Below are 12129 nucleotides of genomic sequence, written 5' to 3' on the forward strand. Positions count from 1 at the left end.
CCAAAGTATCAGAAGAAAAAATCTATGCAGTACAAGAAAAACTCAACGACAGACCAAGAAAATCACTTCGATATCGTACTCCAAATGAAGTCATTTCTGATCTCCTCTAGGGGTGGTGCTTATAATCCTTGAATTTTCCATAAGATAGCAATTTTTGCAATATCCAGTTCCCGTCGTATACGGGCTGTTTTCATTCTGAAGTTGTGTAAGGCTTGGTTTTGGAACAGCAAAGCTGAGTTCGCGATACTGTTCAAAAAATGATTTTGAAAAATCAAAATCCCGTCCATATTCCATGGGATCCCATTTATCGCTAAACCAAGTTTCAACGGTGTATATTTTTACAGGAGAAGAAGGAGGATAGAGAGAAATGGTGTTTTTCTTCGTAAAATCACATTCCCGTTTGTAGAATTTTTGTTCATTTCGAAATATGACTCGATGAATGAGTCGACAGTCTGGACAATGTTTCGGAGGAGGAACTCCAATCTTTTCATAAAATTCCTTTTCAAATTGAGTGATTTGAAATGAGGCATTACATTCAGGGCATGATGGCATAAGGAGATGAGAAAAGATTTAAAACACACAAATTGTCAAGTGCATTTTTATACTCACTTGATAAACTGTAAATTGTTCTTCATAAAGAACAACAGTATTTTTAGTTTTTAATATGCTTATTAAATATCTCAAGAAAATAGGATTTACAGAAAAAGAACAAGAGCTTTATCTCGTTCTTGCAGAAATAGGAATTCAGCCTGCTTCAGTTGTCGCCAAAAAATGCAATATGGATCGTGTTACTGCATACAAAAATTTAAAGCATCTTACGGAAAAAGGGTTTTTACGAATTTATTATCGGAGCGGAATTCAGTGTTTTGGAATACAGAGTTTTGACAGCATCCGAATGCATCTCAAAGAAAAATATGGTCTCTATGAAGACCTTCTCAAAGAATTTCCGCTTGTCGAAAAAATGATGAAATCTCTTCAGGGAGAAAGAGAGCTTATTCCAGAACTTGAGATATTCGAAGGGGAAGCAGGCATCAAGCGTTTTTTTCGAGACCTCCTCTTTGAAGTGAAAAGTGAAAAACTCCATCAAATCAAAATGCTTACCTCGAATACATTTGAAGAACGGCTGGGAAATGTGCCACTTTCTCGCTTTATAGAGGAATTCTTTAACGAAATAAAAAGTCTCATGGTAGATTTTGAAATTTTGGAAATGACGGGAACGCTCCTTCCCGAACGTCTTCACAGAATTGCGTTTTTAGAATTTAATCCGGAAAAAATACCAGCGGCAAAAGGGACAACGAGTATTTTTATTGCTGGTCACGCTGTGTATCTTACGTGTTACAAAACCTCTCAAATTGGTCTTAAAATAAAGCAATCCGAAATTAGCCAAATGTTTCATTTCCTGTTTGATATGCTCAAAAAGAAAATATAGCAGAGACAAGGCTACGAAGTGGAGTCTTCGGTCCATGTCTTATCTCTTCTTAAAAATCAGAAAAAAATCTGTTGTCGAGGTCCGACAACAGAAAATGTTTTCATGTAACGAGTTTTAAAGCCAGTATTTACGAATACCTCCATACGAAACTTGCTTTCAGAATCTCCTTTATCATAATGAAAGGAGAAAACGTTGTATATATACAAGAAAGTATCATAATAAAAAATTATTTCTATGGGGAAAATTGATCTCGTACAACTTCGGCATTCTTATGCTTATCCCAAGGAAGAGCATCCAGAAGGACATATTTACCTCCCTGTTTCACTTCTTGCGGCTGCCGCCAGAATATTGCAAGCAGGAGGAGAGGTTTCTTCTTTGCAAGATGAGAATCTTCGACCTGCTCATATTACTTCGTCTCATATTGGTATAAATCTTTTGGGAGCGCCATATATCCCCGAGGCGCAAGAATTTCAAAGGAGAACTTCCGCAGAAACAAAAGAAAACCTTAGATTTCTTTTCGGGGGACAAGTAATATCTGGGCTTACAGAGGGTCAGTTTTGCCATCTTTTTGGTGAAAATTCAGGAAATGGAAATAATGATGCAATTCTTGCTGAGCATCTTGGAATTGACCAGAGAGCGCTTCCTCCCCAAGAACAAACTTCACTTATTCCTGCATATAAACTTATTTCAGATGAGGATATGCGAAAATATCTTTCTCGAGAATTCTCATTGTACATCTCTCAAGGATGCAATAAACAGTGTTCTTTTTGCGCAGCATTAAAGAAACGCCCAGAGACATATCGCTCACCAGAGATTATTCAGCAGGATGTGGAATATCTTATTCAACGCGCTCTTCAGTTCGGAATAAAAGAATTTGATATCTACATGTCAAATCTTGATGTTTTTCAAAATCCGAGAAAACTGAATGATGTTGCGGAGGTAATTTGTGAACTCAGAGAAAAATATAGTTTTCTCATTCGCCTGCGCGGTCTTTCGAGTGTTGATTCTTTTGGGGAAGCGCGAAAAAAATCTCCAGAAACAATAGAAAAAATTATTCGAGCAGGACTCCACACTGTAGGTTTTGGAGTAGATGGCTGGGGAGAAGATGTGTGGAAACACCTGAGGAAGTTTCAAAATACACCAGAAAGATGTATAGGAGCAATTCGCTCCGCACGGGAAGATTTTGGTCTTACTCCAGAAGTTCTTATGGTTTTTGGTCATAATAAAAAGGATAATGCCGAGTCTCTTGAGGCGGCGTATGCCATCACGAATGAAATGGTTGAGAAATACTACGCAATTCCCAGACCGCATGTTTCCAAAATTTTCGTTCCTGGAAATGATGATTGGGGTGATCCTTATTACGAAAATGCTGTTCGTCAACTTCTTACTTTTCCAAAAACATTTCAATCTCTGGATTTTACTGCCCTTCCTTCAGCACTTACTCATCCTGACCCAGTCTTAAGAGAACTTACTACGCAATATTATCTAAAAATTTGTTCTATTGCAGGAAATGTAACTCAGTTTGTACATCCCCTTCTTCCTGGGATGACAGATGAACAAATCAAGGGAATACAAAGATTCAATATGGGAAAATATGATATATAGGAGGGGCGGCAGATCTGCCGCCCCTACAATGGTTTATGCGTTTTTCCATAATTCCGAAAAAACTGTTCTTTGCGATTCCGCAAGAGAAGAATTCCAAATCTCCGTTGCGGAAACTTGGTTCTCTCCATATGAAACCATATAGATTTTATCAGCACAAATAATGGTATCCGATGCAAATTGAAGTGTTTTTGGTAAAATTTTGATCTGGTGATTTTTGGAAGCATATGTTTTTTGATAATATTTCGCTTCTTTTGAATCAATGAGCAGCTCCTGAATTTTGAGATGCTTTTCTCTCATAGTTTCCGCGACAAGATAATGATATTCCGGCATGAGTTTTTTTACGATTTCCGGATGAAAAATGGCACAAAATCCTTTTTCTTTCAGAACTTCTTCATACATCTGCATCACCTGATTTTTCCCTTCAAAGAAACGTATTTTTGGAGTAATGCTGAGTTTATTTTCCAGTTTTTCGAGTTCTTCGCGCTTTTCTTGGAACATTTCGAGCGTATGTTCAATTTGTTTTTGTTTTGAGGCGAGAAGATCGGGAATATTCTTTACGGGAATACATTTCGCATAGGTAATTCCTGCTTGTTCAAATTCATCAATGAGTCCGAGTTTTTTGAGTTTTCCGAGGACAAGATACATCGTAGGACGAGGAATTCCGACTTGTCTTGCAATAATACTCACGGGCTGAGCCCCGAGTTCAAGAAGCCTGAGAAACGTCTGAATCTCTTTCTTTTTGAGTCCGAAAATATGAAAAAGTTCTTGCATAATCTGTTGTCAGAAAATATCGACAAGTAAATTATAGCTGAATATAAAGATAAAATCTATATATTTTTACTTATTGTTCTTGAATATTGACAATATTTAACGGGCCATGTAAAATCATGTTCTATTTTTCTTTAATTCCATATGACAAATAGAGAAACAGGAAATATCGGCAGTTCTGATTTTGATGCTCAAGAAACAGCTACTCCTCCATCATCACAAGAAGATGGAGAAATTTCTTGCAACAAAGAGGTACTTGAGGAAATTTTCCAAGCTTTACAAGAGGGAGTAGCTCCTGAGAAGATAGAGATGTTTTTGGCAGTCTTCCAAGCTTTTCAAGAACAAAGAATGATACCGCAGAGGCAACTCAAGAAGGTACTTATGGAAATTTTCCAAGCTTTACGAGAAGAAGAAGCTCCTGAGAAGAGAGAGATGCTTGCGGAAGTCTTCCAAGCTTTTCAAGAACAAGGAATGATACCGCAGAGCCAAAGCTCGTTTAATCTCGCAATGCTGGACGTCGCAATGCGGGACTCCACAAGTGATCCCTTAGAAGAAACAGCAGAAGAAGGAATACAACTTAATAAATGGATGGAGTGGTTTTTCTTAGATAAACGATGAAGATGGTGTTCCCGCATTTCATTCGCAAATCCGTGCGAGGCACCCGTCCACGGGTGCCCGGGAAGAATCATTCGTCCATATACGAAATCGGTATTACTGTTTCCTCTCCTAAAAAATAAAACTTCGCACTCGAGAGAGGATATTCTTCAGGAGTCGCTGCAAGTTTCCAGTGCTCTTGAAGTGGATTCCCATGAATGTAGTCCATCTTTATATTGAAGGTATTATCGTTATCAATAATAAGATCGTCAAACCTTCTCTGCCACACCTGATATTCATGCCTCGTTATATATTTCTTCGCAGATTTTTGAAAAATATGGAGAAGATCGTCTCTTCTATTATTTTGACACCATTTCACAATTTCTTTTGCACTGTACTCCTTTACCCTTCCCATGAGCTCCGAAACAGTCCTGATGTTCCCCATTGTCAGGAGAAGGTGTATATGATTTGGCATGATGACAAAAGCGTGCATTTTTACACAAAATTTTTCCCGGTAGAAATTGATAGTACGAATGAGAATTTCTGCAAGATCGGGAATATCAAAAATTTTTGTGAATTCTGTGATAGTTGTCGTTAAAAAATATGTTGCATTCTGCCGGAAGAAGAATGATCTATTTCTTTTCACTTTTCCTGAGGGATACGTGTCCATATTTTCTCATTCCTGTTCGTTTTCCCAATGTAAACATTTTTGGAGATATTCTAAAAACCTCGTTCTTAAGATGCTTTTAAAAGATTTTATTCTGTCGACGAGGTTCGACGACAATTTCTTACAGGGCACCCGTGGACGGATGCCTCGCACGGGATATTCTGATCGTTCAGAGCAATATTCGGATTAGAAAATATGCATCATTGCGAACGTGCTCCTGCCGCGATATCTCAGAAGGCGACACGGCGCCGTGTCGCCTTCATGGTACAAAATAAATCTCATGTTTCCTCACTCCTTCCCGCATTTTATTCGCAAAAATCGAGAAATTCAATTATGCTGAGTGCGGTCTTCTTCACTGAGTTTTGAATTTTTTATTTCCGTATGATTGCCTTTCTCTCCGGAACTCTCTACAAAAAAGAACCCCGTGCGATTCTCATCGATGTCCAAGGCGTTGGATATCGGGTATTCACGACACTTTCTGCGATGTCACATCTGCATGAAAAACAACCAGTTTTTCTTTTTACTCACCATCATATTCGAGAAGATGATCAGACTTTGTATGGATTTTTGAAAGAAAGCGATTTGAAGTTTTTTGAAAAACTCATTTCTGTTTCTGGAATCGGACCAAAAAGTGCGCTCGAAATTATGGAAGTTTCTCCATCTCTTGTTCATGAGGCAATTGTAAAAGGAGATGTAGATTTCCTCAAAACCCTCAAGGGAATCGGGAAAAAGACAGCAGAGCGGATGGTGCTGGAACTCAGAGGAAATCTTCCTGAAATCGGCATTGGACAGGAGGAAAGTTTACCTCCCGAAGTCGTTCAAGCGCTTAAAGATTTGGGATTTGAGAGAAATCAGATTCAGAAAACATTTTTGGAACTGAAGAAGCCGCTTCCTTCACCCGAAGAAATGGTGCGTTGGTTTTTGCAAAAGAGTGCACTTTGATGTATAATGGGAAGATACATTATGCCTTGGAGTGAATACTTTCTCTTTTCGAAAAAATACTGCCGGCTTTACGCTTATTGAAATACTCACAGTTGTGATCATTCTTGGAATTCTCACCGCAGCAGGACTCAGTCGATATGCTGTACCTGATAGAGCCAGAATAGCAGAAGTAGAAAGCTCCACCAGAGATCTCGTGACACTCATGAGATCTGCAAGAGCCTCTGCTATGGCAGGAGAGGTACACGAATTCCCAAGTGGCACAGTAAAGGTTCCGGTTGGTGGTTTTGGATTTTTGTTTAATCCGACTGAGAAACGTGGATACGTCTTCGCGGATATGGATGGTGATAAGCTTTATGATGTGAATAATGATGGAGGCTATCTCGATCAAAGTGAAATTATTCCAGATTATATCAATATAAGTGCAACAGATACTGATCCATTAGGAACAGGCCTTATTTTTGATACTTCTCCGACAGCTCCAGTCACGGATAATTTTTGGATACTCTTTGCACCGAATTCCGCTGAGGTGACTTTTGGGAACTCAGACACTTCTCAAGATCTTGGTGCCACTAAAAATATTTCTCTAAAACTCAACTATAAAGACATGCGAGAATATGAAATAAAAATAAACAAAATTTCTCGATTTTTTGAAGTTTCACTTACGAAATGAAGCAATTTTTGAAAAAACTCCGGGGGAAAAATGGAGCCATTCTCATAGAGGTGCTTATTTCTCTCATCGTTTTTACCATTGGTGCAGTAGCGTCTCTTTCTCTCCTTATGGCGTCTTCTCGAGCAAATGTGATTAGCAAAAATCGAATTATTGCCATAAATTTGGCGGAGGAAGCGCTTGAAGTGGTGCGAAATATTCGAGATACAAATTGGATGGTGTATTCTTCAAATTTGCGAGAATGTTGGAATTTCTCTCCGGATGTAAATGAAGATGGAATAGTAGGAGCTAATGAAAATTGTGTCATCGCAAATGGACAAAATAATCATCCTCTGGGCGTCGGATTAAACGCCCCAGGGGGAGGGTCTTTTCGAATGAGATCATTTATTGTCGATTTTGATTCCACGACTTCGCGCTGGATAATCCTCCCTGCATCGGATTATCTTAATGCAAATACGACGTTTATTCCTTACGGTGGCGTCGGATATCAAAATGGAGAGTATCCCGAGGCGGATCCTATTGATACTGCTGGCAGTCGAACATCCAGACTTTACATCAACGGAGATGGTCGATATACCCATCTTCCTGCGGCAAATCCGAGTCTTTTCTATCGTACTCTTGATATTTGTTACATCGATAACATCACTGCTCCTACAGATAATGGAGATGACACTTTTACAAATCATGATTGTAACGATTCAGGATTCTTTCCCACGGATGACACAGGAAAAGATAATCGCATTCTCGTAACAGCTAAAGTGTTTTGGAAAGATGGAGCGGCTGACGCGGAATACAAAACTCTCACTTTGGAAACACTTCTTACGGATTATTTTGAACGAGAAAGCTGGAATGATTAATATATTATTCTATGAGAAAAAAAATGAAAAAATTATCGGGGTTTACGCTTATTGAACTTCTTATAGCAATAGTTATCGTCGTTATTGCTGTGGGAACAATTAGCGCCACAAGTGTGAATCTTTTTCGCGGATCAAAAAGAGAAATCGCGAGTAATACATTATTTGAGGAAACGCGTGTGCTTCTTGATAGGATTTCGAGGGAAATTCGTATGAATACCGTGGATTATGATGAGTATTTTAATCATAAGCACAATATGATCATTGGCGAATCTCTTCCTGTGGCAAATGAAAATCAATACGGCTTATATTATCGCGAGTATTTTAAACGATTTTTCTACATAAGCCCCGTAGCGGGTGGTAGCTGTGCTCCTGTGTATGATTTTAATGATCCTCAACGCTACACTATGAACAAAGAAGATCCATGTTATCCGCAAGATAGTAATGAAGGATATTTTTCCACCATAGGCGAGAATACTGTTGCAAATGATGACTGGGACGCTGTAGCTCTTGGACGAGATGCGGAAAACAACATTCAATTTGGACAAGATGAACTGTATCTTATGTCATCTGATGGAAAACAGAAGACCGTCATTAAAAAAATCGACACTACAAGAGTCGGATTGCTTGTTCTTGATCTCAGCGATCGTTGTAATAATAATGACTTTTCTAATAATTTTCCTAACAATTGTTCGCCGCAACCACAAGCTGACGCTGTCGATGATTCACATTACGACAGTTGGTGGTCAAATCCTGACTTTTTAAGTGGCTTTATTCCGATCTCTCCTCTCGATATTGAAATCACTGGTCTTAAGTTTTTCATAAGTCCAGCAGATGATCCGCGAAAAGAATACAATACTGATGATCCTGCGGAGAGAGTGCATCCAAATGTTACGATTCTCCTCTCTTCAAAAGTTTCACCGTCTGTTGCAAAACAATTTGAGGGTGAAGGCGATGAACCTTCGATTACGCTTGAAACTACAATTTCTTCAAGAATTTATAATGATGTCCTCATTCCTTTTGAAAAGGAATAAAAATATTATGAACTTTGAGATTCATCTTTTCCTTTTCGTGAAATTCCCTTCTCCGATATTCCGGAAAGGAGTTTTTTGAGAATTTTTGCAGCTTCTATCGGATTTACGTCTACAAATTGGCTTACTTCGCCAGTTTCTTCATCCACTACTTGAATGTTGGGCGAATATTTACAGTTCCCCTGACATCCGCTGGGTTCCACGCTCAGGTTTCCCATCGATATTTTTTCAGAATTCGGATCTATCTCGAGTTCATTACAAATTCGTTCCCAGATATATTTTGCTCTATTTCTTTCGCAACTTTTTTGCGATCGACACACGCGAATTTTTTTCTTCTTCAGCATGTGCGGAAACGGATTTTGCTCATTTTCCATGGATTTTTTTTCAAAAAAATACAATCATATCCGAGTAAGATTTTTACACATTTTTAGAAAAATAACAAAATGAGCAGTGCTCTAATTTCCTTGAGAGGTCTTTCATCTTTGGAAGCGGAAAAACTTCAGAAGGAGTATGGGCTTAATGTTCTTCCTCATAAAAAATCAGACACTTGGTGGAAAAAAATTCTCCGGCAATTCAGTGATCTTATGGTGATTATTCTTATGATTTCTGCGTTGGTAGCTTTCGTTTTAGGAGAAAGAATTGATGGAAGTATTATTGCTGCTATCGTTATTTTAAATGCTTGTATTGGGATTTTTCAAGAGTGGAAAAGTGAAAAAACACTTGAAGCACTTCAAAAAATCGTATCCCCCGAAGCAATTGTATTTCGCGATGGAAGAGAACAAAAAGTTCATGCCAAATTTCTTGTTCCGGGCGACATTGTGATGCTCCGTGAGGGCGATAAAATTCCAGCAGATGGAAAAATTCTTGAAGATTCAGAAATTAAAGTGGAAGAATCCGCTCTCACGGGGGAATCGTACCCCATTGAAAAAGGTGAAGGAAATGAGGTTTTTCTCGGAACTGCTGTCGTATATGGATCCGGAAAAATGCAGGTCCTGAAAACGGGAGGCGCGACTCAATTCGGAAATATTGCTCATCTTACACTTTCAACTCAAAGTGAAAAAAGCCCACTTGAGAAGGAATTAGGGCACATTGGAATATTTGTTGGAAAAATTGCGATAGTTTTGATTCTTGTTGTATTTGGTCTTGATTTTATTTTTAAGAAATCCAATTTTTTGGAATCACTCTTGTTTTCTATAAGTGTTGCTGTCGCGGCTGTTCCCGAAGGACTTCCCGCAACCATTACAATAGCGCTTGCTCTTGGAGTTCAAAGACTTGCGAAAAAGAAAGCCGTTGTAAAGCAACTTTCTTCGGTGGAAACACTCGGAGCAACTACTGTTATTTGTTCGGATAAAACAGGAACGCTCACCAAAAACGAAATGACCGTACGAGAAGGATTTCTTTCGAGTAGCACTCCCGTTGTTTTTCAGGGAGAAGGGTGGCATCTCGACGGAAATATCGTGTTTGAAAGGGGAAATCCAGTGAAGTGTATTTCCCATCTCCAAGAAATTTTAGAAATTGCACAGAACTGTAATGACGCAAAAATAGAAATATCGAAATCAGATGGCAAGGTAGAACTTTTTGGTGATCCAACGGAAGGGGCTCTTCTTGTTACTGCTGAAAAATTTCTGAAAAATTTTCCCGAAAAGAAAATTCTTCCACTTCCTATTTTAAAAAAATTCCCATTTGATGCAGAGAGAAAAATGATGAGCAGTGTCCATCGTCAAAATGAATCTGAGAAAACAATTTTTGTGAAGGGCGCCGCCGAGATGGTGCTTGAAGTCTGTACTTCATATTGGAGTGGAGAAAAAGAGGAACGTCTCACTCCTCAAAAACGAACAGAATTTCTACAGGCAGTTTCTTTTTTGAGCGTAAAAGCGCTTCGCGTTCTGGCTTTTGCTAAAAAATCATTCGAAGGAAAAGATATTCCTCTCCAAGCAAAAGATGCAGAAAATGGACTCGTGTTCTATGGACTTCTGGGGATGATTGATCCTCCTCGAAAAGAGGTGCATGCGGCAGTAAGAGCCGCTCATATGGCGGGAATTCGAACCATTATTATTACCGGAGATAACGCCGAAACTGCCGTAGCTGTTGCTCGTGAAATAGGAATTCTTTCTGAGAAAGATGCCATAATTTTGACGAGTTCTGATCTCCAAAAATTATCAGACGCAGAACTTTCTGCAAAATTATTTGAAAAAATTCCCAAGAAAAATATTCCCCGTGAGATTCTCTTTGCACGAAGTACTCCGGCCGATAAAATGCGCATTGTTTCTCTGCTCCAGGAGAAGGGAGAAATTGTCGCGGTGACGGGAGATGGCGTGAATGACGCGCCGGCGTTAAAGAAGGCGAATATTGGTGTTGCAATGGGAATTACGGGGACTGAAGTTTCAAAAGAAACGGCGAACATGGTGCTTCTCGATGATTCTTTTGCAACGATCGTGTCGGCGATTCGTGAAGGGCGAACTATTTTTGAGAATCTCAAAAAATTCATCTGGTTTTTGTTTGCGAGTAACATCAGCGAACTCATTATTGTCATGACTTCTCTTATTCTCTCCATTCCAAATCCTCTCACGGCAGTGCTCATTCTTATGGTGAATCTCGGAACAGATGCACTTCCGGCGATTGCACTGAGCTTTGAAAAAACGGAAGAAGGAATTATGCATGTTCCTCCACGAAATTCAAATGCACGTATTCTCCAAAAATATTTTGTGCTCCATTTATTTTGGATTGGACTTGTTCTTTCCGCATCTGCTTTCCTTGTGCTTTTCTGGATTCTTTTTACAAATGAATGGACATGGGGAGCGGAAGTTTCGCCTCACCTTTCTGAAAAAATTCGAAGTATGGTGTTCTCAACAATCGTCATCGGACAGCTCTTTACTGCCTTTTCTGCACGACATATTCTCCACTCAGCTTTCCAAAAACCATTTGAAAATAAGTTCCTTCTTATCGCACTTTTCATATCACTCCTCATGGTTGCAGCAATGCTCTATATCCCGCCTCTTCATCCTTTCTTTAAAACAACATCTCTCACTCTCGAGGAGGGAATTCTCGTTCTTTTCGCGTCATCCCTTGTGCTTTGGGTCGAAGAAATCCGGAAAAAATTTATGTCGAGAGAGCATCCTGAATTTTAATGTCGTGGAAACTTATCCCGCATTTTTCAAAGTTTCCCTTTACATAAGTACTTCGACTTCCAGAATATGTTCTTCGTCATCCATCACAAATGATTCTTTCACTCCGGCAATGCACGTGAGAGCAACATCAGCATCAGTATCGACATATTTGGTTCCATCTTTTTGAAGATCAAGAAGCTCCATGCCCTGAATTACGCGCGTAGCGCAGCTCATACATGCTCCCGCATGGCAAGAAAATGGCATCTCAATACCTTCATCCGCGGCTTCATCGAGAAGATTCTTTTTTCCTTTTGGGTGAAATGTTCCCATTATTTCGCCAGAAGAAGATTTTACAGTGCAGATAATCATGATACGAAAGAGAAAGTTTATAAAAAGTCTAAAAAAATTGTGGAAATTTGGAAGGATTTGTTCTGTAACGTACATAAAACTTATTGCTGCTTACCG

General features: G+C 39.1%; 14 protein-coding genes. 9 read left to right on the forward strand and 5 right to left on the reverse strand.

Annotated elements, in window-relative coordinates:
- Positions 1-110, forward strand: a 110-nt coding sequence (locus HZA38_00715) for an IS30 family transposase (GenBank protein ID MBI5414021.1), incomplete at its 5' end; no start/stop codon positions are given.
- Here the strand turns inward: HZA38_00715 and HZA38_00720 are convergent.
- Positions 91-552 (reverse strand): hypothetical protein, encoded by a 462-nt coding sequence (locus HZA38_00720; GenBank protein ID MBI5414022.1) that lies wholly within the window; start codon positions 550-552, stop codon positions 91-93. The genes HZA38_00715 and HZA38_00720 overlap by 20 nt on opposite strands.
- A gap of 112 nt (positions 553-664) precedes the next feature.
- Between HZA38_00720 and HZA38_00725 the strand changes: the two genes are divergently transcribed.
- Together HZA38_00725 and HZA38_00730 are read left to right on the forward strand one after the other, a co-directional pair.
- A complete protein-coding gene (locus HZA38_00725; protein ID MBI5414023.1) occupies positions 665-1429 on the forward strand; it encodes a hypothetical protein in 765 nt (254 codons plus the stop codon).
- A gap of 234 nt (positions 1430-1663) precedes the next feature.
- Positions 1664-3034, forward strand: a complete 1371-nt coding sequence (locus HZA38_00730; protein MBI5414024.1) for a radical SAM protein — start codon at positions 1664-1666, stop codon at positions 3032-3034.
- A gap of 33 nt (positions 3035-3067) precedes the next feature.
- Here HZA38_00730 and HZA38_00735 read toward each other — a convergent pair whose 3' ends face one another.
- Positions 3068-3805 (reverse strand): hypothetical protein, encoded by a 738-nt coding sequence (locus HZA38_00735; GenBank protein MBI5414025.1) that lies wholly within the window; start codon positions 3803-3805, stop codon positions 3068-3070.
- Between the two features lie 141 nt (positions 3806-3946).
- On the opposite strand from HZA38_00735, the gene HZA38_00740 reads away from it, so the two are divergent.
- The gene (locus HZA38_00740) at positions 3947-4420 is read left to right on the forward strand and encodes a hypothetical protein (GenBank protein ID MBI5414026.1); all 474 of its coding nucleotides are present in this window, start codon (positions 3947-3949) and stop codon (positions 4418-4420) included.
- A 67-nt stretch (positions 4421-4487) separates the two neighbouring features.
- Here HZA38_00740 and HZA38_00745 read toward each other — a convergent pair whose 3' ends face one another.
- Positions 4488-5042 (reverse strand): transposase, encoded by a 555-nt coding sequence (locus HZA38_00745; GenBank protein MBI5414027.1) that lies wholly within the window; start codon positions 5040-5042, stop codon positions 4488-4490.
- 402 nt (positions 5043-5444) lie between these two features.
- Here HZA38_00745 and ruvA point away from each other — a divergent pair, with 402 nt between their 5' ends.
- Genes ruvA through HZA38_00765 form a run of 4 tightly spaced genes read left to right on the forward strand, consistent with a single transcriptional unit; the run spans position 5445 to position 8560 of the window.
- Positions 5445-6005, forward strand: coding sequence for a Holliday junction branch migration protein RuvA (ruvA, locus tag HZA38_00750; protein ID MBI5414028.1), 561 nt, complete (start codon positions 5445-5447; stop codon positions 6003-6005).
- 31 nt (positions 6006-6036) lie between these two features.
- Positions 6037-6675, forward strand: coding sequence for a prepilin-type N-terminal cleavage/methylation domain-containing protein (locus HZA38_00755; GenBank protein ID MBI5414029.1), 639 nt, complete (start codon positions 6037-6039; stop codon positions 6673-6675).
- Positions 6672-7529 carry a hypothetical protein gene (locus tag HZA38_00760; protein ID MBI5414030.1) on the forward strand — a complete coding sequence of 286 codons (858 nt, stop codon included), beginning with the start codon at positions 6672-6674 and terminating at the stop codon, positions 7527-7529. The genes HZA38_00755 and HZA38_00760 overlap by 4 nt, the downstream gene beginning before the upstream one ends.
- 23 nt (positions 7530-7552) lie before the next feature.
- The gene (locus HZA38_00765; GenBank protein ID MBI5414031.1) at positions 7553-8560 is read left to right on the forward strand and encodes a prepilin-type N-terminal cleavage/methylation domain-containing protein; all 1008 of its coding nucleotides are present in this window, start codon (positions 7553-7555) and stop codon (positions 8558-8560) included.
- 5 nt (positions 8561-8565) lie between these two features.
- Here HZA38_00765 and HZA38_00770 read toward each other — a convergent pair whose 3' ends face one another.
- Positions 8566-8931: a (2Fe-2S) ferredoxin domain-containing protein gene (locus tag HZA38_00770; protein ID MBI5414032.1), complete on the reverse strand. Its 366-nt coding sequence runs from the start codon at positions 8929-8931 to the stop codon at positions 8566-8568.
- A gap of 69 nt (positions 8932-9000) precedes the next feature.
- Here HZA38_00770 and HZA38_00775 point away from each other — a divergent pair, with 69 nt between their 5' ends.
- Positions 9001-11685 (forward strand): HAD-IC family P-type ATPase, encoded by a 2685-nt coding sequence (locus HZA38_00775; protein MBI5414033.1) that lies wholly within the window; start codon positions 9001-9003, stop codon positions 11683-11685.
- Between the two features lie 39 nt (positions 11686-11724).
- Here the strand turns inward: HZA38_00775 and HZA38_00780 are convergent, their stop codons facing one another.
- Complete coding sequence (locus tag HZA38_00780) at positions 11725-12033, reverse strand: 2Fe-2S iron-sulfur cluster binding domain-containing protein (protein ID MBI5414034.1); 309 nt, start codon at positions 12031-12033, stop codon at positions 11725-11727.
- Between the last annotated feature and the right edge of the window lie 96 nt (positions 12034-12129).

Source organism: Candidatus Peregrinibacteria bacterium (assembly GCA_016220175.1).
GTDB lineage: Bacteria > Patescibacteriota > Gracilibacteria > CAIRYL01 > CAIRYL01 > JACRHZ01.